Consider the following 25,749-nt stretch of genomic DNA (forward strand, 5'->3'; position numbering starts at 1 on the left):
CACCTTCGGACTGGCGCCTTGGCCAGAGGCCCCAGCGTCACGCAGTAGGTCAGCGAATTAACCAAACGGGACACTAGACGTCAGGAAAGGGCCAGCGCCAGGGCCAGTACAAGCCCCAGCAGTGCAATGACCATATTGACCATCAGCCCCCAGGTAACCCGGTAGCCGGAGGGAAACTCTGCCGCTGACAGCGTGCGGAGCACCGCCAGGTACTGCCGTGAGGAATACACCGCACAGAAGGCACCCAGCACGATAAACGCGATACCCAGCCAGAAGGTCACTGATTCCCGGAACGGGTCCGACTGCTCCGGCGCCAACACCTGCAGCAGTATATGGGCCCGTTCAACCATGAAACCGAACGCAATCAACACCAGGCTGGTCCGGTTCCAGGCCAGCATGGTGCGCTCGGCTGCAAACAGTACCCGGGGGTCTTTCAGGTCAGACATCGCGTTTTGTCCACATTAACCGAAATGGAAGAAGGCCACCTTGTTGCCATCAGGATCCCTGATATAGGCGCCATAGAACCGGTCAGGAATCCGCTGCCCGGGCTCGCCGTCACAGGTGGCTCCCAGCTCAACAGCCTTGTGGTAGAGCTTGTCGACCATTTCCTTTGAGCCAGGATTGATGGCTACCATATTGCCATTACCCGGATGGTTCGGCTGCTGGTCATACGGCGTGCACACCGCCAGCATGGGCGCACCCATGCTGTTGCCTATGAAGGCAATGCGTTCCATATCCATAAGGATCTTGGCGCCCAGGTCAGCCAGAAGGTCAGCATAGAACTGTTTGGCCCGGTTCATATCACTGACGCCGATTGTCACGTAACCTATCATATAGATCTGCCTTTTTAGTTGGTCTGTTTATAATGAGACATCTATAAGTCCATGCAGGGATGCACATGATCTCGTTTCGAATGATTGCCGCAATTCTCCTCCTGATCCTGTTGGCAACGGGTCTTTATAACACGTTAAAACCTCTCCCGGCAGGCCTGTCCCGGGCCGCACCGGCAAGAGTACTCTACGACGCGAGGCTGATTGCGGATGTCACCTGGCGCACGGCCTCCGGCGAGCGCATGCAAAGCCATGGCATCTTCAACGAGCTGTTCCGCCTGGTCGGCCAGGCCCGGAAACTGATTGTCGTGGACATGTTCCTGTTCAATGACAGCGCCCAGGATGACAGTTTCGAGCCCCTCGCTGACAAGCTCGCCACGGCGCTGATACAGCGCAAACAGGCAAGCCCCGAACTGGTGGTTATCGTGATCACCGACCCCCTGAACACAGTCTACGGCGGCCTGGAGCAACCGCACTTCAAACGCCTGCGTGATGCCGGTATCACCCTGGTGGAAACCGATCTGCGCCCATTGCGCGACTCGAACCCGGCCTGGTCTGCGATCTGGCGCTGGTGCTGCCAGTGGTTCGGTAACACCACGAGCGGTGGCTGGCTGCCCAATGCCCTTGGCGATGGCAAGGTCACATTACGCAGCTACCTGTCACTGCTCAACTTCAAGGCCAACCACCGCAAGACCCTGGTGGTGGATGAGGGTGACCGGCTCAGGGGCCTGATCACCTCAGCCAATCCCCACGCCGGCAGCAGCCGCCACTGGAATACCGCCATCAGTTTTACTGGCCCGGCTGCCCATGACCTGTTGGCGACCGAAGAAGCGGTGATGGCGTTATCCGGCCTGCCGGTTCCTGAGTGGCCCCTGCCTGCGGACAACGGACCGGCACAGGACAGCGAACTCCGGGGCCAGGTACTGACCGAATCTGCCATCCGCGATGCGGCCCTCGACGTGATCAACCAGGCAGGCCCGGGCGACCGCCTGGACATGGCCATGTTCTATCTGTCTCACCGGGGTACGGTGAAGGCGCTGAAGGCTGCCCACCACCGGGGGGCAGAGCTTCGCCTTCTGCTGGACCGTAACCTGGACGCCTTCGGGCACGACAAGAATGGCATTCCCAACCGCCAGGTCGCGTTCGAGCTCAGGCAGTCCGGCATAGACGTGCGCTGGTGCAACACCTCCGGGGAGCAGTGCCACAACAAACTGCTGATGCTCCGCCCTGCTGATGGCGACACCCGGCTGCTGCTGGGTTCTGCCAACCTTACCCGGCGAAATATGGATGATTACAACCTAGAGACGTCCATGCTGGTCACCGGGCCAGGACAGCTGGAAGTGCTGGCAAACGCCACCGAGCTGTTCGAGCGCCTCTGGCGCAACGGCCCCGGGTCAACACCCGTGCTCAGCCTGCCCTACGCGGACAATGCCGACGAATCGCAGCTGCAATACTGGCGCTACCGGTTTATGGAAGCCTCCGGTTTGTCCACCTTCTGACGCCCTGTACTCAGCGGTTAACCCAGCCACCACATACGGGGAAGACCTGGCCCACAAAACAACTGGCGGCGTCACTGCAGAGGTAGGCGGCGAACTGGGCATCCTCGCGGGCGCCTACCAGGCGGCCCAGGGGCACTTCCCGTTGCAGGCGCTCCTGGAAGCGGGGGTTCGCCTGAATCTCCTCGGGGAAATACGTGGGGTTGTCGACGAAGTTCTGGGCAATCAGGTTAACCTGTATGTTCTCCGGGGCGAGTTCAACGCCGATCGCCTGCACGTAAGACAACTGCGCCCCCCGTGCGGCACTGTAGGTCGACGCCCGCTTCATGCCCCTCAGTGCCGAGGCACTTCCCATAACCAGGATCCGGCCGTGGCCTTGTTCCCGCATACCCGGCAGAACCGCCTGTACCAGGCGCGGCAAGGGATCCACCATGGCAGCAAAGGTATCCCGCCACTCACCGGCAGAGACATCGCTCACCCGGCTTGAAGGCGCCGGCACCGCGAGGTTGGCCAGCAGCACATCAACGGTTCCAGCCTCAGCGACAATACGGGCAGGAGCCTCCGGATCGGTAATATCGGCGTGGCTGGCAATGACCGTGGCCCCCTGTTCCTCCAGGACCTCACACAGAACTGGCCCCATAAAGTCACCCGCCTGGGTGACGAGCACTCGCTTGCCTTTCAGGGTAGTTTCAGACATGAACGGCATCCTCCTGTCGTTATAAGTCAAGGAATGCCGTCAGGATAGTCGAGAACCGGCCGGGTGGTAAGGGCCCGACCGGATGGCAGGAGGTAACTAGTGTCCCGTTTGGTTAATTCGCTGATCTACTGAGCCACTGAGAGCCTTAAGAGCCGCTACGTGGGACGGGGTCAGCGGCAGGGCCACCGGCAACGGTCTGATTACCACAATTGAGCAACCCTGACCGGGCCAGCCATTCCTTGTCAGGGTAATACTTGAACACCAACTGACCTCCCTTGAGGTTGTCCACGACCTGGTTACTTATCTCCTGGCGTACCGCCGGGCACCCGAGGCTGCGACCGATACGACCATAGGTCTCGATCCAGGACGGGTCCACGTAATCGGCGCCATGGATCACGATGGCACGCTGGCGGGCCAGGTCGTTAAAGCCAGGCTCAAGGCCATCCAGACGAAGGGAGTAACCGTGCTTGCCGCGGTAGCTTTCCGACCCGCGGAACAGTCCGATGCTGGACTGATAGCTTCCCTCTATGTTTGAAAACTGAGTCGACTCCAGGTTACCGGAATTACGACCATGGGCGACCAGGTCCCGCATGATCAGCGACTGGCTCGCCAGGTCAAAGATCCACAGACGCTGCTCGCTGGACGGCAGTGAAAAGTCGATAACCGCCAGGCGCTCGGGAGCCTCCACGCCATTACGGACCGCGCACTCGGTAGCATCAAGTGCGTAACGAAGTACCTGTGGGTCCAGGTTGGGAGCGGCGCTGGAGAGATCCGCAAACAGGTTTTCCGCGGGGGCCGCTGCTACACTTCCTGCATGGGGCAGTAAAAAGGTGAAAAGACAAGCTGACATCAACAGAGCACGTTCAAGGCCTCTGGCTACCATTCATAATTCCTCGTAGGTCCATGGGGTCGCGGGGACCACTTACCGGGGCGGGCCGGACACCTTCACGTATCCGCCCTTGATCTCCGGTATTGTGCGACAAAAATCCCGCAAAAATATGGGAAGCGGGTCGAATTGTACATATTTCATACAAAAATCAACACCCTTTATGGTCCGCAAACGGATGTTGCCCATCGCACTGGAGCATCAGTCATGACCCGGAACCCGCTGTCAGGGCAACGATTCAACTCCAGGACACTGTGCCTGCTGGCAATACTGGCGTTACCATTGGTGGCTCCGGTGATGGCGCAGCCCCTTCAGGACGAATGTCCGGGTTGGCCACAGCCCCCGGAATTCGTCGCTGAAGTCGTGGCGCACCTGGACCAGTTACAGCCTCACCAGGAACGCTGGCAGCGGCCGGCGGACTGGCAAGCGTTGCTTCGCGAGCTTGCCGGTTTGCGTACCGACGGCCTTAACCCCGACTACTACCTGCTACCGGACATTGTGGCGATCGGTGGGCGGCAATCCGGGTATGCGCTGCCTGACAGGTGCCATGCGGGGCTCGCCTCACTCATGCTGGCCTGGTCCGTCACGGATCTGACATTCGGCCGCCTTGACCCTCAGGCACTGGGCCTGGTGTGGCACCAGCACAACCGTTGGCCGGAAGCCAGTACCTTTGCCCTAAGCCTCCACCAGCACATGCAGTTTGCAGACGGAATACGACGCGCCTACCACAACGCCCGGCCTTCCCTCGCCGTTTACCAGAACCTTCGCAAGGCCTATAACAAACGCCTGGAGACCCTTGTACTACGGTGGCCGCAGCTGTCCCCCGGACCGACCCTGCGCGCGGGGGACCAGGGCGAGAGGGTTGCCGAGCTGGCACGCCGCCTCATTGCCCAGGGTTATCTCTCCGTTAGCGCCCCATGGCCCGGAGGCCCGGATGCGGAAACGACCGTGTTGTTCGACCAGGCAATGGTCGATGCGACAATGGACTTCCAGCGAGACCATGGCCTGACTCCGGATGGGCTGGCCGGCAGGAACACCCGAGCCGCCCTGAACCTGCCACCGGCAGCCTGGACTGCCCGGATACGCGCCAACCTGGAACGAATGCGCTGGTTCGCCCCCTATCTGCAGCCAGACCAGCTGCTGGTAGATATTGCCGGCGCACGGGTCCAACTGCTCCACGCCGGCCAGGTGGCCTGGGAAGGCCGTGCCCAGGTAGGGCGGGCGGAACGGAAAACCCCGGCCCTGACATCAACGATAACCCATGTAACGGTTAACCCCACCTGGACCATTCCGCCAACCATCTTTTACAAGGACACCCTGCCTGCCATTCAGCAAGATCCGGACTACCTTTACCGCAACCGCCTGACCGTACTCGACCACGACGGCACCGCCCTGGACCCGGACCAGATAGACTGGAGCCAGCCGGGGAATCTGCTACTGCGCCAGGCAGCCGGCCCCGGCAACGCCCTTGGAGAGGTGGTCATTCGTTTCCCGAACCCCTTCTCGGTCTACCTTCATGACACCCCGTCGCAACGACTGTTCGGTACCCCGGAACGTTTCTACAGTTCTGGCTGTGTTCGTGTGGAGAATGCGGTCAGCCTTACTGACCAGCTTTTTGATGGCGGATCAGAAGACCTTCTATGGCGACTGAAGCAGGCTCGCCATTCGGGAAACACCCGGAACGTCTCCCTCCCCCGGGGAATACCCCTGATCATGGCGTATTGGACAGCGGAGGCGGATAAAGACGGTCGCGTCATTTTCCGCCGTGATACTTACGGCGAAGACGAACAGATTGTCGACCTGCTGGAAGCCGAGGGGCAGGTCGTTCACTGAGCCGTCGCGCATGACCCGGCAACCACTGCAGAAAGCTTGCGCCCCCACCAGGTATCAGGTTCCGAGCCCCAGGCAGCGTGGTGTAGCCATGCAAGGGTGTTGCTGTCGCGACAAAGGTGACTGAGTTCGGAACGGCTGAGTGCACCCGGCCCCTCTTCGAGACAGCGCACCGCCAGCCCCTGCAAGTTCTGTTTGCGCAACCTTCCGGAATGGCTACGGGCCAGGCTGCAATGCATGGCATTGACCTCTGGCAGCAGCACCGCCTCCTCGAACCGGGTCAACTGTCCCAGCCGGGGTAGCAGGGCCTGCTCATCAGCGGTATCGGTTAACAAAGCCGGGGGACTGGTTTCTTCCGGTGTGCGCAGGAGTCCCAGGCGCCGCAGCCAAAGGCCTGGCCGGACCCGGCTGAGCCAGACGCTGGTCGGTGGGGCCAGGATCAGGGGTACGGCCACAGGCAGGGACCAGAGGAAGAACAAGGGGTCCAGGTACCAGGCGAATGCCGACCAGGCCAGGCCAGCTGTCATACCCGGGGCCTGGGTCACGAGCGCCTCCCGCCAGCGGGTCTCTTCGGTGCGATTCTGACCCGCCCAGCTCAGGGAAAGGTTCAGCAGTCCGCTTAGCACGTAGGCAGAATGGGCAAGCATCTTGATGGGCGCCAGCATCACCGAAACCAGGGTTTCAATCACGACGCTAAGCAGGCTTCGTAACACGCCACCAAACCCCCTTGCCCGCCGGTGTATTACGGCGTCCGTCCAGGCCAGCAGCTTGGGGGCGAACAGCATGGTTACCGTAGTCAGCGCCAGGGTAATAGCAAGCCCCGGGCGCCACTCCGGCCACAGCGGGTACAGTCCCGAGTGGTCTTCAGGAAAATAGTCGATGGGCATCAGCGCCAGCTGCGCGGCTTCCACTGTGGTGAATACCAGGAACAACAGCCAAAGGGGCGATGCCAGGTACCCCATGATGCCATTGAACAGTGCCATGCGATGGGCAAAGCGAAGCCCGGGCACGGTCAGCATGACCCACAGGTGCTGCAGGTTGCCCTTCGCCCAGCGCCGGTCCCTGGCGAGTTCATCGGCCAGGCTTGGGGGGGACTCCTCAAAACTGGCCCCCAGGGACGGCTCAAGCCAGACTTCGTAACCGGCGCGCCCCATCCAGGCAGCTTCCACAAAGTCGTGGCTGAGGATCGGGCCCCGGAACAACCCAGCGCCGGGCAGCTTGCGCAGACCGCAGTGCTCCATGAACGCATCGGTTCGGATGATGGCGTTATGCCCCCAGAAAGCCGCATCGCCCATCTGGACGGCGGCCAGCCCGGTGGCGAAAAGCGGCGAATACAGGCGATTGGCGAATTGCTGTATCCGGGCAAACAGGGAGCAGCCCCGCACCACCCCCGGATTGGTCTGGAGGATACCCACCTGCGGCTCCCGCTCCATCAGGCGAACCATACGCACCAGCGTATCCCCGCCCATCAGGCTGTCCGCATCGAGTACGATGGTATAGCGACTGCGCCGGCCCCAGCGGCGGAAGAAATCGGCGACGTTACCGCTCTTGTAGTTCAGGTTAACGGTACGGCGCCGGTAGAACAGACGGCCATTGGCGCCCAGCTCATCACACAGGCTTTGCCAGGCCGCCTGCTCCTCTAGCCATACCTCCGGGTCACGGCTGTCGGAAAGGATGTAGAACTCGAAATGCTCCAGGTGACCGGTGCGCTCCAGGTCCCGGTAAATGGCCCGCAGGCCACGCAGGGTGCGCTGCACCGGCTCATGGTAGATAGGCATAACGACCGCCGTAGACGCCAGCGGTGTGCCGGCAAGCTCGGCGGGGCTGTGGCGTCGGGCCAACGACCAGCGATCGCCCCCGGCCAGCCGGGTCAGGAAACCCCAGACCGCCGTCCAGAATCCGACGGCAATCCAGGCGTAGAGCACGGCAAAGAGTGACGCGAGGGCTACCTCTACCCAGGTTCCACCATGGTATGGAAGCACACGCAACATAAAGCCTGTGGCAACAAAGGTCTGCCCCAACACCAAAAGGGCCAGCAGGAGCCGGCGAATATTGGCCACCCAGCGCCAGCGAATGGCCCGCCGCGCCTGTACCGGGTTGCTCTGAATGGTCACCGGATCACAGGGCTGGCCCATAGCCGATGCTCCCGCGCTGAATCGGTGGGCGCTGGAGGGGCACGTTCAGTTCTGGCAGGTCGAAGTAGTCGGGCAGCCGATCGAACACGCGGGCCAGTATGCCAACCGGCAGCGCCGAATCACCCTGACAGGGCCTCTGGTGGCTGTCTGCCGCGATAACCTCCTCCAGGCAGGCATCAATCAGCGCAAGCGCCCGCCTGCAGGCCTCCGGCGATGGCGGTACCCCATAGTTCTGCAGGTAAAGCATGACACGGTCGAGGGCATACTGGCAGATTGCCTTGTCCATAATTGCTCCCCGGGCCCGGTTGAACCGGCCCCTTCCTTCCCGTCTGTTCAGTCCGCCCGGATATCCAGACCCGGCGGCAGCTCATAGGTCCAGGTCTCAGTCAACGGCTTGCCCTCAAGGGACAGAAACGCCCTCAGGCTCATGGTCTGATCCTTCGAGGGACGTACCAGCATGGACAAGCGCCACTGCTCCTCCGGCTCGGAATACTCCACGAAGTGTTCCAGCACCTCCGTATGCTCATCAGCACTAACCTGGCTCACCACGTCAGCACCCGGATCAGTTCCGTCGAGGCTGCCCCCTTCGAAGTCCACCAGCACCCGGTAGGCGCCCTCCTGGTTGCCGCCACCAATGCGGTTGCCATCACCAATAAACGTGTTCACGGCATAGCCGGAGGGATGACCGCTCAACCCGGCCGGACCAAACTTGAGGCGGTACTCCAGGTCAACGGCAGTGCCTGCCTCCGGCGGCTGTTCGGGGGACCAGAAAGCCACGATATTGTCATTGACCTCGGACCGGGTCGGAATTTCCACCAGCACCACGTTGCCCGGCCCCCAGTTCCCCCGGGGCTCCACCCAGGCGCTGGGTCGACGTTCGTAGCGGGCTTCCAGGTCCTGGAAATCCCGGAACTCCCGGTCACGCTGGATCAGGCCGAAACCACGGGGGTTATTGGCTCGCAGGTAACTGATCCGGAGAGACTCCGGATTAACCAGCGGTCGCCACAGCCATTCGCCACTGTCGCCATCGGTCACCAGAAGCCCGTCGGAATCGTGGGTCTGGGGCCGCCACTCCCCCGGTGGCCGCAGGGTGTTCTCGCCGTAGTAGAACATACTGGTCAGGGGGGTGTAGCCAGGCAGGTCCACCTGTTCACGGAAGAAGAGACGGGCCCTGACATCCATTTCCAGCACGTCGCCGGGCCTGATGGTGAACTGGTAGGCGCCGGTGAGGCTGGGGCCATCCAGCAGCGCGTAGACGACCGCCTGCTGAGCGCCAGCGCCGGGCTGCTCAAGCCAGAACTCGACAAAGGACGGAAACTCCTCACCGCCGGGCTCACCGGTATCAATTGCTACGCCCCGGGCTGACAGGCCAAAGCCATCGTTGCGCCCTACCCCCCGGAAATAGCTTGCCCCTGCAAATGCCAGGAACTGATTATTGATGTCCGCCCCCCGCAGCGGGTAGGTCAGGCGAAAACCGGCGAAGCCCAGGTCCGCTGGTATACGCTTGGCGAATTCCTCACTGGGGTAGGTAAACAGATCCCTCGCAAAGCGGACAGGTTCGACTTCGCCGTTGCGAATCTCGTTAAGCGCCACGGCGTGGGTAAAGTACTTGCCCGCCGGTGTGAGCATCACCTGGAAAGGCGAATCGGAATCACGCCACAAGTTGCGATCATCCCGAAAGCGAATCTCCTGATAACGGGAATAATCGATGTCCTTGAGAAATTGGGGGATTCCCGGAGGTGCCTGCCAGTCGTTACCGGCGAGTTGGCGGGCCTTTTCAGCCACATCGTCGAATTTGAATGGATCAGCGGCGGTGGTGGCGGTCAACAGAAACGAAACGATCACTCCCACAAGGAGGCGCGGCATAGAAAGGGTCCCTTTAATACAAATCCCTTGAGTGGCCCGCAGGCCTGTTCCGGATGTCCCATGGGAATTAACTGCACAGGACACTAAACTTTTAGCCCCCGGGGCCGCTGGCGGCAAGTGACGACTTTGTAAGCCGTTGTCGTTGGGAAGGGTTCTTCAGGGAGTCGGGACAGTCTCAGAGCGTCCAGGCAATATCCAGCGAAACGTCTGGTACCTCGTTCGATGCCAGCCCCGGACCGGCAGTTTCCAGCAGGGCACCTGCCCTCAACCCACCGGAGAGATGGTCACCGCTGACGCGCCATAACACCTCACCAACCGTGGCGCGGCTGGAGGATGCATTCCCCGGCGTTTCTGCCCACCCCCTTAACAGCGAAAAGCGCAGGTTGGTACGAACGCCGGATGGCAGCCATAGCAGTCGTTCCGGCGTGGCGCTGTCCAGGCGCAACCAGCCTCCCTGACGGCCACGAAGTACCTGCCCCCCAAAGCCGTGCATCGTGCCCGGGCCTACCTCCATATAGCGCCAGCCCGGCAACTCGCTGGGCGTGTACTGCAAGGTTCCGTGCAGGTTCCAGTCCATCCGGAGCCAGTCCCTTTCCACTCCGGCTTCCAGCCGATAGCGCTGAAATGCACCAAGCTTTTCCCCACAGGCCTCCTGCTCCATACCCTCCAGGAGGGCCATGCAGCCTTCAATGGTCATACTGAGATCCCCCCGGGCGGCGAGCCACGGTAACGGGCCACCCATCTGGCCATCGAGCCGGAGCAGTGAATAGCTGCGGCGGGCCTCACCGGTGAGGTCGCCGTTTTCGAACCACTGGCTGCTCACATCGGTGGTGACCAGCCTGGCATCGAGACTTGCTACAGGCCCTTGATACAGACTTCTGCCGAGATCGAGTTCCAGGGTTTGCCGGCTGCCCGATACCTGGCGGATATCGTCACTGGCAATGACTTCATCCCGGTATTCATGGTGGTGACCACGAAAAGACAACTGGTTACTGCCCAGGGGTATCTGCCAGTCAAGGCCAATATCCATGGTTGTATCACCCGGTTGCTGTGACACTGACCAGTTACCATCCACGGTCAGGTCACTGCCTACCCATGGCACCCGGCTCTCTTCAAACCCGACACGGACCCGATCAGCCTGGGCAGCTTCATGATCCTCACCTCGCAAAAAGAAACGGTCATCTGCCCAACTGTTGTTACGGGCGGGAGCGGATGACAGGGGTATAGACGCCGCGGCCATACCCGGCCCCGTAGCCACTTGCGGCTGACTGGCTTTGGCCTTGACCATTGAGCCCGCCGGCTGTCCATGCTGGTCACGAATCCACTGCAGACTCTGTTGCAACAAGCCAGGTGTACGCATGCCCTGACCAACCTGCCCGGTTCCGGCCCAGGTGCTGGTAGCGATCATCATGAACAGTGCGGCCGCCACCGACAAAACCGGAATGCTGCGCCGATGTTCTCTGATTTGCCGGGTCACGCTTGCCATGGTGTAGAGAGGGGGCGGTTGCGAAAAGAGCGGCCATGCTACCCTCCATCGCCGTTATGGTTCCATGGTTTACGTGCCGATATTGCGCCTCGTTACAATTTTAATATTTCTTGATTAACAGGAACTTCTGCAACTGTCTGAAACATCAACGTGAGGTTTAAAACCTGTCTCTTTGATTGACAGAGAAAAGTTACATTCAGAAACAAACGGTCAGGCCGGCTTTCTCAGCAGCACAACGTCCTTGCGGGGAACCGACAACGACCACCCGAAATACCGGGCCAGCCAGCGGAACGTCTGTTCCCGGTAAAAGACGATGTGGGTGGGGTCCCGCCGATAATGCCAGTTGGCAAAGCGGCTGTCGTCTGTCTGGAAGCAGGTCATGATCCCCAGCCAGCCACCGGGCCGCAGCAACCCGTCGAGCTGTCGGAACACGGCCATGGGGTGGTGCAGGTGCTCCACCACTTCCGTGCAGGTCAGGAAATCCCATTGACGGCCCAGTACCGCGTCGTCCGGAAAGAATGCGGGATCGTACAAAGCGACGCGATGGCCCCCGCTCTCCAGCATGGCCGCCAGGGCCGGTCCCGGCCCACAACCGAAGTCGAGCCCCTGCTGGCCGGGAGGCAACACGCCAAGCAGTGGCTCAACCAGTTTACCCAGGAATTTCCGGTAACCCGGATCATCTACCTGGTTGTCGTGTAATGCATAGACAGCGCGTTCTTCCGGCGCACTCAGCCAACCCGCCGGGTCCATCAGGGTCGCACCACACTCGGGGCAGCGGCGATACTGTCGTGCATCCACCCTCAGAAAATCCCTTAACCCATCCTGTTCGCAAACGCTACAGCGACTTCGGGCAAGCTGCCGGGGGTCATTCATATCAGGCTCCGGGTGTGTCACCCCACCAACTGTCGGTTGGGACAGACGCGGCTCATCGACGCTTGTTCGCCTCCAGCATCGCCGCCATCATCTCGTGCACCTTGTTGATCGCCTTGAGCGGTCGCACCATCACCTTGAAGTCCCGGATGCGCCCGGTGTCATCCCACTCGATCATGTCGATGCCATTGATAACGACGCCATCCAGCTCGGTGCGGAACTCCAGCACGGCGGTATTACCGTCGACGATCTCACGCAGGTATTCAAAGTGCTCGTTGTTGAGCACGCCAAACGCCGCAGCGAGGTAGGCCTTGGTGATGGCCTTGCCTTCCTGGGGCGTATGCACCACCGGTGAATGGAAAACGGCGTTGTCTGCCAGCAGTTCGTCCAGCCCTTCAGCGTTGCCACTCTGGGCCAGTTCGTGCCAGGTTTTGAGGGTATCGATCATGGAAATCTACTCCTTGTTGTTTTCAATGGCCTGGTTATCTTTCAGCGTCCGGCGCACCAGCCAGGGTCCGATGGCCTCGAAAAAGACGGTCGAGCCCACCACCACCGCCATCAGCGTGGCACTGAACTCAGGAAAGCGTTCGCCGGCGAGCAGTGCCATCCCCATGGCAACCCCGGCCTGCGGTGTCAGCGCCATACCGATTCCGTTGGGCAGTGAGCCCTGCCGGTCGGCAACCGCCCGCGCACCAATCAGACCTCCCAGGTAACGACCCAACAGACGCAGCATAATGTAGGCGCCGGTAACCCCAAGGGCGGTTCCCAGCATACCCAGGTCAAGGCTGGCGCCGGCAAGTACGAAGAAGAAGACCAGGAATGGCCACTTCAGGTAATCGATCTCGTTGAAGGAACGGGTGTGGTGAGATGCCAGGTTTGCCACCATGGCACCGGCAACCATCGCTGCCAGCAACTCCGAGACATTCAGCAATGCTGCTCCACCGGCCAGCAGCAGGATCAGTGCCAGGGCTTCCACCAGCGTGGGTTCGCCAGCCTCAAGCCGACCGGTCAGCCAGGCCGCGGGAATACCCACAATGACGCCGAGTGCCACCGCACCCCCCAGTTCCCAGAGTGCCTCCAGCATGGCTTGCAGGCCATCACCGCTGGCATGCCAGCCCAGGAACGCCATGGCCAGCCCAAACACGATAATGCCCCAGCCGTCATCCACCGCCACGGTGCTGAGTAGCAATCGCCCGGACCGGGTATTGCCGGCGCGGAGTTCATGGATGGTTTCGCTGACTGCTGCCGGGTCAGTGGCAACGGAAATGGCGGCCAGTGCCACGACCAGTATCACAGGGAAGCCGATCAGCCACAGGCCGAGGCCAACCACAACGCCGCTAACCACCACCACGATCAGGGAGAAAATACCTACGACCGGGCCCAGGGTACGCAGTCGCTCCCAGGTGAACTCGCCACCCAGCAGAAAAGCCACCATCACCAGCGCCACCTGGATAAGCGGCTCAGCCAGGTTAGTCACCGGACCAGCCGGCTGGCCAAGCCCCCACTGCTGGATGGCTGCCACCGCAACCCCCACCAGCACAAGCAGCGAAATGCGGGGGACAGCGGTTCTGGCTGCGATAACATCCGCCAGGATGCTGACCGACAACAAACCACCCAATAGAACCAACATCAGTCCGTAATGAGCGGGGTCCAGTGTGATTTCCACTCTCGTCCTCAGGCGCCCGGTGACGATTGGGCGCCGTTGTCACCTTCGTTTTTCCGGTCACGGGCGGCCTTGGGCGGCACCAGGCTGATCAGTTGCCAGTCGGTTTCCGGCTCCAGCTCGTCCCCGGACATGACCGGATGGATCTTGTCCTTGTCGTTGATCACGAACAGTACCCTGGCCTCTCCGTCATGACGGGCCAGGAAGTCCTCGTAGGTAAAGTTCTCGCTCAGCTGGGTGGTTTTCACCGTGTAACCACGGCTCATCAGGCTGGCCAGTTTCGGGTAGGACAAGTCGCCAAACAGACCACGGGTCTGCTGGATCTTCTCGGCAGACTGGTGGCTGGCCTTCTGGTCCTGCTCGCCCTCTGACAGGCTGTACACGCTGTTGGGACCAAACCAGTCCAGGAAGTGGTAGGTGGCCAGGGAGTTCAGTTGCTTGTAGGGCGAAATCACCAGCAGCTTGCCAACACCGGTCAGGTCGAGGTGGGTGGAAGCGTGCTCCGAGGTGGGGTTGCCAAAATACACCCTGAGGCCGTCCATACGGGCCTGGCGTACGTTTTCCCAGTTGGTATCGGTGAGGGTGACCGGTATTTCATTTTTCTGCAGAGCCTGGGCAATGGCGCGGGCACCGCTGTTGGCCCCCAGGAGCAGGAAACCGAAGGCTGCCGGTTCCGCCACGCCCAGGGCCCGGGCGATGGGGCGGGCCGTGAGGCTTTGTAGCGTAACGGTGGCAATGATCAGCATGAACACCAGCGGCACCAGGGTGCCCGCGTCCTCATAGCCCTGGTTTTCCAGCTGGAAGGCAAACAGCGCCGAAACCGCTGCAGCCACGATGCCGCGGGGTGCAATCCAGCTGAGGAATGCCTTCTCCCGCCAGTTCAGCTTTGTTCCGATTGAGGACAGCAGGATACTCGCGGGCCGGGCTACCAGCATCAGGATCGCCAGCACCACCACCAGGCCCCAGCCCAGTTCCGCGATGGCACCGAAGTCCACCCGGGCGGCGAGGATAATAAACAGCGCCGAGATCAGCAGGACGCTGAGGGATTCCTTGAACTCCAGGATGTCGTCGATGGGTACCATCTTCATGTTGGCCATCCAGATACCCATTACCGTTACGGTCAGCAACCCGGATTCATGGGCCAGTTCATTGGACAGGGCGTAGACCCCGAGCATGAAGGTCAGGGTGCCGGCATTGTGGAGGTACTGGGGCAACAGGTGTTTGCGCAGGGCGACACCATTGATCCAGCCAGCAATAGCGCCGAACACCAGCCCGACCGCCACCGTTTTGCCGAAGATATACACCGAGTGCCAGAAGACATTGCCTTGCCCCCAGGAAATGATGGCCTCAAAGACCAACACCGCCAGCAATGCACCCACCGGGTCGATGATGATGCCTTCCCAGCGCAGGATATTGGCCAGGTTCTGTTTCGGCCGCACCGACCGCAACAAAGGGGCTATCACCGTAGGGCCTGTGACGATAGAAATGGCACCGAACAGCAGCGCCACCTCCCAGGAAACACCCAGAATCCAGCGGGCGGCCAGGGTGCCGATCAATGCTGTCACCACCGACCCCACCGGGATCAGGTTACGCACCATCTTGCCGTGGCCCTTGATCTCCTCGTACTTGAGGGTGAGGCTGCCCTCGAACAGGATCACCGCCACCGCCAGCGAGATCATCGGAAACAGCAGGTCACCAAACAGGGGTTCAGGTTGCAGCCAACCGAGGACCGGGCCTGCAGCAATGCCCCCGGCCAGGAGAAACAGGATCGCCGGCATTCGTACCCGCCAGGCCAGCCACTGACAGAAAAGTGAGGCAACACCAATACTGGCAAGGACGAGAACGATGCTTACGCTCATAGACACCCGGTTTCAGTCAAGTCGAGGAAAGTCGGATCATCGCGGATCCGCCCGGGCCGGCGGGAGCCGGCAGGCACACAGGATACGTCAGAGGGGAAAAGCTGTACACGGCAAACCCGTGTCACATCAACATGGGCTGGCGACGAAATTGCCCTGTGAGTGGATACTGTCGGTCGCGCGCTCTCGAAGAACGGGGCTTATTTTCCGGTGCCTTAAGGGTGACAGCTCGCTGACTAATTGACGAATTTATCAGCCAGACGCCACACAAATCCAAGGCTACCAATATCTTGACAAAAGGCCGGCAAATGCCGGCCTTGATCGTGCCCCTGTCATAGGGAGTCTGCCCGGTAAACCGTTGCACACTGCCTGTCAGGGTTTACGTCCTTTCATGGCGTTGGCGACCAGGGAGATCACCAGGAGAATCAGGAAAATGAAGAACAGGATCTTTGCAATGCCTGCGGCTGTGCCGGCAATTCCACCAAAACCCAGTACACCTGCGATGATGGCGATGATCAGACAAACGACAGCCCAATAAAGCATCGTTCCCTCCTTAGGGTCGGCCTCCTTTTCCGGGTGCCAACGCGATGTGAATTTGAATACTGCCCTTTAACCATTGACCCAAAACCCGAAAATCTCAAGAAATCAGCCGTTATCTGACTAACATTTAATACTTATCATTTACCGGTTTGCCAACAGACTGCCCACCATCACGGCCTAATCCAATGGCTGTGTCACAGGTAGCATCTGGGTATTCTTGATCTCCCGCAGGGCGAAGTTGGAGTTCACCTGGGCGATGCCCTGAAGGGTAAAGATTTTTTCATTGAGGAACCGGTCATAGCTGGCCATATCCGGCACCACGACCCGCAGTACAAAATCCGCGTTACCGGTAACGGCAAAGCACTGCAGCACTTCCGGATAGCTGCTGACTTCCCGCTCGATCTCCGCCGTGCTGTCGATGGTATGGCGCTGCAACGACAGGTTCACCAGCACGCAAAGGCCGTGCCCCATGGCGTCCGGATCAAGTCGGGCTGTATACCCGGTAATTACCCCGTTCTCCTCTAGCGCACGCACCCGGCGCCAGCATGCCGCCGGCGACAGGCCCACCTGCTCAGCCAGTTGCTGGTTGCTGATGCGCCCGTCCTGTTGCAGCGCATCCAGGATGCGACGATCCAGTTTATCCAGTTCCACCTGTTTCATTTGGTAACACCTGATTTTTATCAAAGGATCTTTCACTTTATTGTCATTCATCAAAGACTGTTGCACAAACTGCGTTTCACCTTGTTCAAAAAGCAAGCACATTCGGCGCCTTCCCCTCTAGAATTTTGTTCATAAAATAAACAAAGGGAGAGCACCATGTCCGCCGATACCTCTCAACCCGATACTTCTCAATCCGATACTTCTCAATCCGATACCCTGCAACCGGATACCCCCCAACCGGATAACCGGCAATTAGACGACTACAAACTGGAAGACCGCTACCTGCGGGAGTCCGGCCGGGTATTCCTGACCGGCACCCAGGCCCTGGTACGCATTCCCCTGATGCAGGCAGCCCTGGACCGCAAGCAGGGACTGAACACCGCCGGCATGGTCAGCGGCTACCGGGGCTCGCCCCTGGGTGCCTATGACCAGGCCCTGTGGCAGGCGAAGGACCTGCTGGAACAGAACCGGATCGATTTCGTACCCGCCATCAACGAGGACCTGGCCGCCACCATCATGCTGGGTACCCAGCAGGTGGAAACCGACGACGACCGCCAGGTGGATGGCGTATTCGGTCTCTGGTACGGCAAGGGGCCCGGCGTTGACCGGGCCGGCGATGCCCTCAAGCACGGAACCACCTATGGCAGCTCACCCCATGGCGGCGTCCTGGTGGTGGCCGGCGATGACCATGGCTGTGTGTCGTCGTCCATGCCCCATCAGTCAGACGTGGCCTTCATGAGCTTCTTCATGCCGACCATCAACCCGGCCAACATTGCCGAGTACCTGGAGTTCGGCCTCTGGGGCTATGCCCTGTCCCGCTACAGCGGCTGCTGGGTGGGCTTCAAGGCCATCTCCGAAACCGTGGAAAGCGCCGCCTCGGTGGAACTGCCACCCATGCCCGAGTACGTCACCCCGGATGACTTCACGCCACCGGCGGACGGCCTGCACTACCGCTGGCCGGACCTGCCCGGGCCGCAACTGGAAACCCGCATCGAACACAAGCTGGCCGCGGTACAGGCCTTTGCCCGGGCCAACCCCATCGACCGTTGCCTCTATAACAACCGGGAAGCCCGCTTCGGCATTGTCACCACCGGCAAGGGCCACCTGGACCTGCTGGAAGCCCTCGACCTGCTTGGCATCGATGAAGACAAGTCCAGGGACATGGGCCTGGATATCTACAAGATCGGCATGGTCTGGCCCCTGGAACGCAAGGGCGTGCTGGACTTTGTCCACGGCAAGCAGGAAGTGCTGGTCATCGAGGAGAAGCGGGGCATTATCGAGAGCCAGATCAAGGAATACATGTCAGAGCCAGATCGCCCCGGGGAAGTGTTAATCACCGGCAAGCAGGATGAGCTGGGCCGGCCCCTGATCCCCTACGTGGGGGAGCTGAGCCCGAAACTGGTGGCCGGCTTCCTCGCTGCCCGCCTGGGCCGGTTCTTCGGCGTCGACTTCAGCGAGCAACTGGCGCAGATAAATACCATGACGACCGCCCAGGACCCGGGCGGTGTCAAGCGATTGCCTTATTTCTGCTCCGGCTGCCCACACAATACCTCCACAAAGGTACCGGAAGGCAGCAAGGCCCTGGCCGGTATCGGCTGCCACTTTATGGCGTCCTGGATGGGTCGCAACACCGAGTCCCTGATCCAGATGGGGGGCGAAGGCGTCAACTGGATCGGCAAGAGCCGTTACACCGGCAACCCCCATGTATTCCAGAACCTGGGGGAAGGCACCTACTTCCACTCCGGCTCGATGGCCATTCGCCAGGCGGTGGCTGCCGGCATTAACATCACCTACAAAATCCTGTTCAACGACGCCGTCGCCATGACCGGCGGCCAGCCGGTGGACGGTCAGATCACCGTGGATGCCATTGCCCAGCAGGTCACTGCCGAGGGCGCCAAACGCGTTGTCGTGCTCAGTGATGAGCCCGAAAAATACAACGACCACAAGGACCGTTTCCCGAAGGACGTCACCTTCCACGACCGTAGTGAACTGGACCAGGTACAGCGGGAATTACGGGACATTCCCGGCTGTACCGTACTGATCTACGACCAGACCTGCGCCGCGGAGAAACGCCGTCGCCGCAAGCGCAAGCAGTTCCCGGACCCGGCAAAGCGGGCGTTCATCAACCACCACGTGTGTGAAGGCTGCGGTGATTGCTCAGTTCAGTCCAACTGCCTCTCTGTCGTCCCCCGCCAGACCGAGCTGGGTCGCAAGCGCAAGATCGAACAGTCCTCGTGCAACAAGGACTACTCCTGCGTGAACGGCTTCTGCCCCAGCTTCGTCACCATCGAGGGTGGCCAGCTGCGAAAGAGTCGCGGCATGGACACCGGCTCGGTATTGACCCGCAAGCTGGCCGATATTCCCGCCCCCGAACTGCCCGCGATGAACGGATCCTACGACCTGCTAGTGGGCGGCGTCGGCGGCACCGGGGTGGTCACCGTGGGTCAGCTGATCACCATGGCGGCCCACCTGGAGTCAAAGGGCGCCTCAGTGCTGGACTTTATGGGCTTCGCCCAGAAAGGCGGCACAGTGCTCAGCTACGTACGCATGGCGCCGTCCCCGGACCGGCTGCACCAGGTGCGCATCAGCAACGGCCAGGCCGATGCCGTCATCGCCTGTGACCTGGTAGTGGCCAGTTCCCAGAAAGCCCTGACGGTGCTGCGACCGAACCACACACGAATCGTTGCCAACGAGGCGGAACTGCCCACAGCGGATTACGTGCTCTACCGGGATGCGGACATGCAGGCGGACAAGCGACTGGACATCCTGCGTAACGCCGTGGGCGACGACCACTTCGCCCGGCTGGATGCCAACGGCATTGCTGACAAACTGATGGGCGACACCGTATTTTCCAATGTCATGATGCTGGGCTTTGCCTGGCAGAAAGGGCTGCTGCCCCTGTCCGAAGCAGCCCTGATGAAAGCCATCGAACTCAACGGCGTGGCCATTGACCGCAATAAGGAAGCCTTTGGCTGGGGTCGCCTGGCAGCAGTCAACCCCCAGGCGATCACCGACCTGTTGACAGACAGCCAGCCGCAAGCGGTGGAAGTGAAAGCGGAACCCACCCTCGACCAGCTGATCGACACCCGTTACAACCACCTGGTGACCTATCAGAACTGCCGCTGGGCCGATCAGTACCGGACGGCGCTTGAAGGGGTCCGCAAGGCCGAGGAAGCCCTTGGCCAAAATAATGGCCTGCTCACCCGGGCGGTGGCCCAGCAGCTCTATCGCTTTATGGCCTACAAGGACGAATACGAAGTGGCCCGGCTGTTTGCCGAAACCGATTTCATGAAAGAAGTGAATGACACCTTCGAAGGTGACTTCCAGGTCCACTTCCACCTGGCTCCCCCCATCATGAACCGGGGCACCGACGCCCAGGGCCGACCGAAGAAACGCAAGTTCGGCCCCTGGATGTTCCGCGCCTTCACGATGCTGGCCAAGCTCCGCAGCCTGCGCGGCACCCCCATCGACCCTTTCCGCTACTCCGCGGACCGGAAGTTGGACCGGGCTCTGCTGAAGGAATACCAGGCACTCGTTAGCCGCATTCAGAAAGAGCTGAACGCGAACAACTACGACACCTTCCTGCAACTGGCAGAGCTGCCCGCCGACGTGCGTGGCTACGGCCCTGTGCGTGAACAGGCCGCCGAGGCGATCCGGGAGAAACAGGAACAGCTCTACAAGGCCCTGGATACTGGCCGCCCCACGCTGATCCGCACCCAGCAGGCCGAAGAGAAGGAGGCAGACCATGTTTGAGACCCTCAAGCCCCTGCCCCAGGACCCAATCCTGCAACTGATGCAGACTTTCCGGGACGACCCCCGCCCGGACAAGGTGGACCTGGGCATCGGCGTCTACAAGGACGACGCCGGCAACACCCCGATCATGGCCGCCGTACACGAAGCCGAACGGCGCCTGCTGGCCGGTGAAACCACCAAGAGCTACGTCGGACCCGCTGGCTCCGCCGGCTATAACAACGCCATGGCCCGCCTGATCCTGGGGGCGGACAACGCCCTGATCCGGGATGGCCGCACCTCGGTTGTCCAGACCCCTGGCGGCTGTGGCGCCCTGCGCATGGCGGCGGAATTCCTGCGCCTGTGCAATCCGGCCACCACCGTCTGGGTCAGCACCCCCACCTGGGCCAACCACCTGCCCCTGCTGGGCGGTGCCGGTCTGACCATCCGCGAATATCCCTACCTGAATCGCGACACGTTACAGGTAGACTTCGCCGCCATGCTGGAAAGCCTGGAAGCGGCGAAGACCGGGGACGTGGTACTGCTCCATGGCTGCTGCCACAACCCCTCCGGCGCCGACCTGAGCTTCCAGCAGTGGCAGGAAGTCACCGCCCTGATCCAGCGCAAGGGCCTGCTGCCCTTCGTGGACATGGCTTACCAGGGCCTGGGCGACGGCCTCGAGCGGGACGCCGCCGGCCTCCGCCACCTGGCCAGCCAGGTACCGGAAATGCTGGTAGCGGCCTCCTGCTCGAAGAATTTCGGCCTGTACCGGGAACGCACCGGCGCCCTGATGCTGATCTCCGAAACCGCGAGCACCAACCAGGCCGCCACCAGCCAGCTGCTGAGCGTCATCCGCTCCCACTATTCCATGCCCCCGGCCCACGGCGCCGCCATCGTGGAAACCATACTGGGAGACAGCGACCTCACCCAGCAATGGCAGAGCGAACTGGGTGGCATGTGCGATCGCATCCTCCACCTGCGCCAGGCCTTCGCCGAAGCCCTGGCCCCGGCGGGTGATTTCAGCTTCATCGCCCGGCAGCGCGGCATGTTCTCGTTCCTCGGGATAACCCCCGAACAGGTACGGGCACTCCGGGAAGACCACGGCATCTACATGCTGGACTCCAGCCGGGTGAACGTGGCGGGGCTGAATGACAAGGTGCTGCCGCGAGTGGCCGATGCGATCAGGGGTGTTCTTTAAAAGCGGGACACGAAACTCGAAAAATAGTAGCGGCCAACTCCAGGGTTTGAAGCAGTGGGGCCGGGATGCTTTTTCAGGACCTTCGAAAACAGGGACGTTTTCGAAGAGCCTCCATGGATGGATTCACGGCGTGTCCTGAAAAAGCATCCCGGCCCTGCTGCCAGCACGGACCCACAGGCTTGTCCTTAAAAAGGCAACCGACATAACTTCCGACAAAAACAAGTAAGCGGAGAACCCAATGACCCAAAACACCCAACCACACCAGCAGGCCAACAACCTCTGGTCCTCCCGAATGGCCTTCATCCTCGCCGCGGCAGGCTCCGCCGTCGGCCTGGGTAACATCTGGAAGTTTCCCTACATTACCGGCGAAAACGGCGGCGGCGCCTTTGTACTCATCTACCTGGCGTGCATCTTCCTCATCGGCGTACCCGTCCTCATTGCCGAAACCATGATCGGCCGCCGCGGCGGCCAGAGCCCCGTTGCCACCATGCGCACCCTCACCCAGACCGAGGGCACCGCCAGGGGCTGGCGCGCCATCGGCTGGAACGGCGTCATCGCCTCCTTCCTGGTGCTCTCCTTCTACGCCGTCATCGGCGGCTGGGCCCTGGTCTACATCGGCAAGGCTGCCGCCGGCCTGTTCACCGGCGCTGACGCCGAAGCTATCGGCGGACAGTTTGGCACCCTGCTTTCCAATCCCTGGGAACTGCTTTTGTGGCACTCCCTGTTCATGGCCATCGTCGTCTTCATCGTCGGGCGCGGCATCCGTTCCGGCCTGGAAAAAGCCGTCAACACGCTCATGCCACTACTGTTCATACTGCTGGTCGTCATGGTTCTCTACGCCATGAACAGCGGCAGCTTCGGCCAGGCTGTGAGCTTCATGTTCTCGCCGGACTTCAGCAAACTCACCACCGCCGGCGTACTGACTGCCCTGGGCCATGCCGCTTTCACTCTCAGTATCGGCATCGGCGTACTCATGGCCTATGGCTCCTACCTGCCCAAGCACATCAACATCACCCGCACCGCCATCACCATCGGTGTACTGGACACCAGCGTAGCCCTGCTCGCCGGCCTGGCCATCTTCCCGCTGGTGTTCGCCAACGGCCTCGAACCCGGTGCCGGCCCCGGCCTCATCTTCGTCACCCTGCCGTTGGCGTTCGGCCAAATGAGCGGCGGCGCCATCTTCGGCACCATCTTCTTTGCCCTGCTGCTGGTGGCCGCCATTACCTCCGCCATCTCCATGCTGGAACCGGTAGTCGAGTGGCTGGAAGAGCACAAAGGCATCAGCCGGGCCAGGAGCGCCCTTGGTGGGGGACTGGCAATCTGGTTTATCGGCATCGGAACCGTGCTGTCGTTCAACGTCTGGGAAGGCGTCCACCCGCTGGGCTTTATCGCCTTCTTCGAGGGCAAGACCGTCTTTGACCTGCTGGACTTCCTGGTATCCAACCTGATGATGCCCCTGGGCGGGCTGGCCATTGCCCTGTTCGCGGGCTGGGCCATGAAGCGCGAAGGACTGGCCGAGGACATTGGCCTGCAGGGGGCAAGCTACAAGGCCTTTATGTTCGTACTGCGTTATCTAACCCCTGCCGGCATTGCTGTCGTGTTCCTGTACAACCTCATCTGACCCAAAGGATGAGTGACGCTTGAGGCTGCTCCCGGTGGCCCTTTGCCGACCCCGCCGATTACAGGTTTGCGGCGGGGCCGGCCTTTTACCTTTCCGGGTGTCCCTTCAATTACTCGCCATCTGACAGACTGAAACCGCTGCCCTGCTCGTTCAGGCTGATCATCCGTGTCTTGCTGATGCGATGACGATAGATCTCCCGCAGATACTTGATGGCTTTCTTGACGTTCTCCCGAGTCAGGCGGATGTCATTGATGGACACAAAGTTTTGCTGGTCATGGCACATCTCCCTGTACTTTTTTTCATACATGGGTTTGATGGCATACCAGTTGGTGTCCAGGATCTTGGCGGGGTTTTCGAACTCATTGAGCATGCTGTCCACCAGTTCCTCATCCAGTTCCGGTGAACGGATGAAGTCCAGCATCGCCTCATCCAGACTGTCGTCATACCGGGTCTGATCATTGGCAAAGCACCGCTTGATATAAGCAACAATCAGCGTGAGGAAATCATCGCTCAGACACGGACTCTTCACCACCAGCGTGGTCAGGGACAGGTTGGCAGAGGCACCAATCACCAGCGCATAGCGTTTCAGGGTGGTGTCCGGGAACAGCGCGTTCAGATGCGTCTTCAACCGGTTCAGGTCCATGTACGACAGCTTGTAGTCCTTGGGCAGGGACACGATGGAGACGATAGACGAGCAGTTCTTGAAGAAATGCAGGTCCTTCAGGTGGGTCGCATCGTAGCCTGACTCCTTGTACTTCTTCAGCGCTTCCCTGTAGCGGGATGCCTCGATGGGCAGCAGACTCACCCCTTCAATGGCCTCGGTCACCTTGTTGAAGTGAGGCAGGTCGATGGACCGGAAGAACAGGTCATCGATTTCCAGTCGCGAGTCCTCGTTGATGCTGCGGAATTCGGTCGCATGGGCATCGGTGGGCACCACGGATTCCGCGTAGGCCACGGCCACCGGACCGGCCAGGCTCATGAACAGGTCATTGGCGTCCAGTCGAATGGTCTCACCGATGTCCACACCGGCGCGGCGGAAGTAATCCTCATCGTAGTCGGTGGTCACCGCCTGGGCTGTGAGGATGTTGAAGATCTGCTGGGAGATGTACTGGTTGGCGTACTTCTCCATGGCGTTCACATCCACGTCGCGGATCTTGCCCTCGTCCTGCTGCTCCGCGTAACGCATGATGTCGTTGGAAATCAGCATCATCGCGTTCCAGGGCCGGATACGGTGCATCATGTCGGCGTCGCGGGTTTCGTCGGCGTCAAAGTTGTAGGAGAAGTCCCACTCCTCCGCCAGGTACTTGCACAGCAGGCGGCCAGCGTTGATATGGAGCGCCTCGGACATTTCCACCCGGTTGTCCTGGATGTTGGGCAGGATGCAGATGCCGCTGGTGAAAATCGGCTCGAACACAAACGAATGATCCCGGTTCTCCAGCTCCCGGTCTTCCAGTTTCGGATCGAAGGTCTTGCGCATGTAGGAGTACTGCTGCGCCAGGCCGAACTCGGAGGCCATGCCGGAACCGGTGCCGCCGCCAGCGCTGAAGATATAGAAATACAGCCGGGACTGGTTGGCCTTGATACCGCAGGAATCAATCAGGTAGGAATGGATGAACTTCCAGTCTTCGTTGGAGAAGTGATCGGTATCCTTGTTGAGGATAATCCTGGCCAGGTACTGACCCAGTATCGGCGCGTTACCGGCGCCGCCAGCATGGACCTCGGACAGGTCCATGATCTTCATCTTGTTGTAGTCTTCCAGGAAGGTGCTCTCGTCCGCCCGCCGGGAAAAGCGGATGCGCCCCTCGATGTCCTTGTCCAGGTCCCCCAGCATTACCATGGGTTCGATCAGGAACACCGGCTTGAGCGTGTTGGACTTTGGCAGATTCAGACTCTGCCGGATCCAGCGCATCGGACCGATCTCTTTTTCCCGGCTACGTCGCTCCTCATTGTCCAGCTCCTGCAGGTAGTAGGAACGGGCACTGTGCACCAGTTCCGCCACGTCCAGGGCAATGTTGGAACCACATCGCCCCAGACCAATCAGGCATACCGAGGGAAAGAATTGCTGTTTTGGTTCTTCCTTCTGATTATCAGAGAACACCCGGGGAAAGACCGACTCACGGAGGTGATCCAGGTTGGACAGAATCTGGTCCAGGTCCCTTTCCGTGAAATACATGTACGACTCCGGGGCGTCCTGTTCCGGCGTCTTCACAGCGGCGGGTTTGCGGGCCGGCTTCCTGTTTGCCGGGGCCTTACCACCGGAACGGTTGCCGGCCTTGCTGCCATTACGAGAGGAGGTCTTACGAATAACCCTAGTGTCATTTAACAAAAGTTCGTCTTGTTATTAAGTTTGTCGGATAATCGCGCAATGGATTCAATGATTTGATCC

Annotated in this window: 20 protein-coding genes; 5 read left to right on the top strand and 15 right to left on the bottom strand. The window is 60.6% G+C overall.

The genetic code is table 11. The annotated features are described in order from the left end of the window. Positions 1-80 precede the first annotated feature (80 nt). Positions 81-446 (bottom strand): YidH family protein, encoded by a 366-nt coding sequence (locus MLC59_RS17480; protein ID WP_248236733.1) that lies wholly within the window; start codon positions 444-446, stop codon positions 81-83. 15 nt (positions 447-461) lie between these two features. Beyond that, complete coding sequence (locus MLC59_RS17485; RefSeq protein WP_248236735.1) at positions 462-833, bottom strand: VOC family protein; 372 nt, start codon at positions 831-833, stop codon at positions 462-464. Between the two features lie 65 nt (positions 834-898). Between MLC59_RS17485 and MLC59_RS17490 the strand changes: the two genes are divergently transcribed. Further along, entirely contained in the window at positions 899-2,329 is a 1,431-nt protein-coding gene (locus MLC59_RS17490) for a phospholipase D-like domain-containing protein (RefSeq protein ID WP_248236736.1), read from the top strand. A 10-nt stretch (positions 2,330-2,339) separates the two neighbouring features. On the opposite strand, the gene MLC59_RS17495 is transcribed toward MLC59_RS17490, so the two are convergent. Next, a complete protein-coding gene (locus tag MLC59_RS17495) occupies positions 2,340-3,023 on the bottom strand; it encodes an SDR family NAD(P)-dependent oxidoreductase (protein ID WP_248236738.1) in 684 nt (227 codons plus the stop codon). A gap of 145 nt (positions 3,024-3,168) precedes the next feature. After that, positions 3,169-3,873 carry a murein L,D-transpeptidase catalytic domain family protein gene (locus MLC59_RS17500; RefSeq protein WP_248236739.1) on the bottom strand — a complete coding sequence of 235 codons (705 nt, stop codon included), beginning with the start codon at positions 3,871-3,873 and terminating at the stop codon, positions 3,169-3,171. A 243-nt stretch (positions 3,874-4,116) separates the two neighbouring features. On the opposite strand from MLC59_RS17500, the gene MLC59_RS17505 reads away from it, so the two are divergent. Then, entirely contained in the window at positions 4,117-5,742 is a 1,626-nt protein-coding gene (locus MLC59_RS17505; protein WP_248236740.1) for a L,D-transpeptidase family protein, read from the top strand. On the opposite strand, the gene mdoH is transcribed toward MLC59_RS17505, so the two are convergent. The 10 genes from mdoH to MLC59_RS17555 form a co-directional block, all read right to left on the bottom strand. Further along, on the bottom strand, positions 5,736-7,874 hold the full coding sequence (gene mdoH, locus MLC59_RS17510; RefSeq protein WP_248236742.1) for a glucans biosynthesis glucosyltransferase MdoH: 2,139 nt from the start codon (positions 7,872-7,874) through the stop codon (positions 5,736-5,738). The two genes, MLC59_RS17505 and mdoH, sit on opposite strands and share 7 nt — an antisense overlap. After that, positions 7,858-8,160: a hypothetical protein gene (locus tag MLC59_RS17515; protein ID WP_248236743.1), complete on the bottom strand. Its 303-nt coding sequence runs from the start codon at positions 8,158-8,160 to the stop codon at positions 7,858-7,860. Before MLC59_RS17515 ends, mdoH begins: the two co-directional genes overlap by 17 nt. A 47-nt stretch (positions 8,161-8,207) precedes the next feature. Continuing rightward, a complete protein-coding gene (locus MLC59_RS17520; protein ID WP_248236745.1) occupies positions 8,208-9,740 on the bottom strand; it encodes a glucan biosynthesis protein G in 1,533 nt (510 codons plus the stop codon). Between the two features lie 175 nt (positions 9,741-9,915). Then, positions 9,916-11,169 (bottom strand): ShlB/FhaC/HecB family hemolysin secretion/activation protein, encoded by a 1,254-nt coding sequence (locus MLC59_RS17525; RefSeq protein ID WP_248236748.1) that lies wholly within the window; start codon positions 11,167-11,169, stop codon positions 9,916-9,918. Positions 11,170-11,436: 267 nt separating this feature from the next. Beyond that, a complete protein-coding gene (locus tag MLC59_RS17530; protein ID WP_248236750.1) occupies positions 11,437-12,099 on the bottom strand; it encodes a class I SAM-dependent methyltransferase in 663 nt (220 codons plus the stop codon). Positions 12,100-12,151: 52 nt separating this feature from the next. Next, the gene (locus MLC59_RS17535; RefSeq protein ID WP_248236752.1) at positions 12,152-12,544 is read right to left on the bottom strand and encodes a nuclear transport factor 2 family protein; all 393 of its coding nucleotides are present in this window, start codon (positions 12,542-12,544) and stop codon (positions 12,152-12,154) included. A gap of 6 nt (positions 12,545-12,550) precedes the next feature. Beyond that, positions 12,551-13,762, bottom strand: a complete 1,212-nt coding sequence (locus tag MLC59_RS17540) for a cation:proton antiporter (RefSeq protein WP_248236754.1) — start codon at positions 13,760-13,762, stop codon at positions 12,551-12,553. A gap of 8 nt (positions 13,763-13,770) precedes the next feature. Then, on the bottom strand, positions 13,771-15,618 hold the full coding sequence (locus tag MLC59_RS17545) for a cation:proton antiporter (RefSeq protein WP_248236756.1): 1,848 nt from the start codon (positions 15,616-15,618) through the stop codon (positions 13,771-13,773). Between the two features lie 369 nt (positions 15,619-15,987). Further along, on the bottom strand, positions 15,988-16,158 hold the full coding sequence (locus MLC59_RS17550) for a DUF1328 domain-containing protein (protein WP_248236758.1): 171 nt from the start codon (positions 16,156-16,158) through the stop codon (positions 15,988-15,990). Positions 16,159-16,332: 174 nt separating this feature from the next. Next, positions 16,333-16,815 (bottom strand): Lrp/AsnC family transcriptional regulator, encoded by a 483-nt coding sequence (locus tag MLC59_RS17555; protein ID WP_248236766.1) that lies wholly within the window; start codon positions 16,813-16,815, stop codon positions 16,333-16,335. A gap of 156 nt (positions 16,816-16,971) precedes the next feature. On the opposite strand from MLC59_RS17555, the gene MLC59_RS17560 reads away from it, so the two are divergent. The 3 genes from MLC59_RS17560 to MLC59_RS17570 all read left to right on the top strand — a co-directional run bounded on the left by MLC59_RS17560 (position 16,972) and on the right by MLC59_RS17570 (position 23,363). Beyond that, positions 16,972-20,568: an indolepyruvate ferredoxin oxidoreductase family protein gene (locus MLC59_RS17560; RefSeq protein ID WP_248236772.1), complete on the top strand. Its 3,597-nt coding sequence runs from the start codon at positions 16,972-16,974 to the stop codon at positions 20,566-20,568. Then, complete coding sequence (locus tag MLC59_RS17565; RefSeq protein WP_248236780.1) at positions 20,561-21,742, top strand: amino acid aminotransferase; 1,182 nt, start codon at positions 20,561-20,563, stop codon at positions 21,740-21,742. The genes MLC59_RS17560 and MLC59_RS17565 overlap by 8 nt, the downstream gene beginning before the upstream one ends. A gap of 238 nt (positions 21,743-21,980) precedes the next feature. Beyond that, a complete protein-coding gene (locus MLC59_RS17570; RefSeq protein WP_248236782.1) occupies positions 21,981-23,363 on the top strand; it encodes a sodium-dependent transporter in 1,383 nt (460 codons plus the stop codon). A gap of 109 nt (positions 23,364-23,472) precedes the next feature. Here MLC59_RS17570 and MLC59_RS17575 read toward each other — a convergent pair whose 3' ends face one another. Next, on the bottom strand, positions 23,473-25,668 hold the full coding sequence (locus MLC59_RS17575) for a hypothetical protein (RefSeq protein WP_427901743.1): 2,196 nt from the start codon (positions 25,666-25,668) through the stop codon (positions 23,473-23,475). Between the last annotated feature and the right edge of the window lie 81 nt (positions 25,669-25,749).

It is taken from the genome of Marinobacter bryozoorum (assembly GCF_023156245.1).
In the GTDB taxonomy this organism is placed as follows: domain Bacteria; phylum Pseudomonadota; class Gammaproteobacteria; order Pseudomonadales; family Oleiphilaceae; genus Marinobacter; species Marinobacter bryozoorum.

Excerpts from the sequence above, each read along its gene's own strand:
- MLC59_RS17490 (WP_248236736.1), top strand. The coding sequence starts at position 899 with ATGATCTCGTTTCGAATGATTGCCGCAATTCTCCTCCTGATCCTGTTG.
- MLC59_RS17565 (WP_248236780.1), top strand. The coding sequence starts at position 20,561 with ATGTTTGAGACCCTCAAGCCCCTGCCCCAGGACCCAATCCTGCAACTG.
- MLC59_RS17530 (WP_248236750.1), bottom strand. The coding sequence starts at position 12,099 with ATGAATGACCCCCGGCAGCTTGCCCGAAGTCGCTGTAGCGTTTGCGAA.
- MLC59_RS17515 (WP_248236743.1), bottom strand. The coding sequence starts at position 8,160 with ATGGACAAGGCAATCTGCCAGTATGCCCTCGACCGTGTCATGCTTTAC.
- MLC59_RS17485 (WP_248236735.1), bottom strand. The coding sequence starts at position 833 with ATGATAGGTTACGTGACAATCGGCGTCAGTGATATGAACCGGGCCAAA.
- MLC59_RS17560 (WP_248236772.1), top strand. The coding sequence starts at position 16,972 with ATGTCCGCCGATACCTCTCAACCCGATACTTCTCAATCCGATACTTCT.
- MLC59_RS17550 (WP_248236758.1), bottom strand. The coding sequence starts at position 16,158 with ATGCTTTATTGGGCTGTCGTTTGTCTGATCATCGCCATCATCGCAGGT.
- MLC59_RS17545 (WP_248236756.1), bottom strand. The coding sequence starts at position 15,618 with ATGAGCGTAAGCATCGTTCTCGTCCTTGCCAGTATTGGTGTTGCCTCA.
- MLC59_RS17505 (WP_248236740.1), top strand. The coding sequence starts at position 4,117 with ATGACCCGGAACCCGCTGTCAGGGCAACGATTCAACTCCAGGACACTG.
- MLC59_RS17480 (WP_248236733.1), bottom strand. The coding sequence starts at position 446 with ATGTCTGACCTGAAAGACCCCCGGGTACTGTTTGCAGCCGAGCGCACC.
- MLC59_RS17520 (WP_248236745.1), bottom strand. The coding sequence starts at position 9,740 with ATGCCGCGCCTCCTTGTGGGAGTGATCGTTTCGTTTCTGTTGACCGCC.
- MLC59_RS17535 (WP_248236752.1), bottom strand. The coding sequence starts at position 12,544 with ATGATCGATACCCTCAAAACCTGGCACGAACTGGCCCAGAGTGGCAAC.
- MLC59_RS17570 (WP_248236782.1), top strand. The coding sequence starts at position 21,981 with ATGACCCAAAACACCCAACCACACCAGCAGGCCAACAACCTCTGGTCC.
- MLC59_RS17500 (WP_248236739.1), bottom strand. The coding sequence starts at position 3,873 with ATGTCAGCTTGTCTTTTCACCTTTTTACTGCCCCATGCAGGAAGTGTA.
- MLC59_RS17495 (WP_248236738.1), bottom strand. The coding sequence starts at position 3,023 with ATGTCTGAAACTACCCTGAAAGGCAAGCGAGTGCTCGTCACCCAGGCG.
- MLC59_RS17555 (WP_248236766.1), bottom strand. The coding sequence starts at position 16,815 with ATGAAACAGGTGGAACTGGATAAACTGGATCGTCGCATCCTGGATGCG.
- mdoH (WP_248236742.1), bottom strand. The coding sequence starts at position 7,874 with ATGGGCCAGCCCTGTGATCCGGTGACCATTCAGAGCAACCCGGTACAG.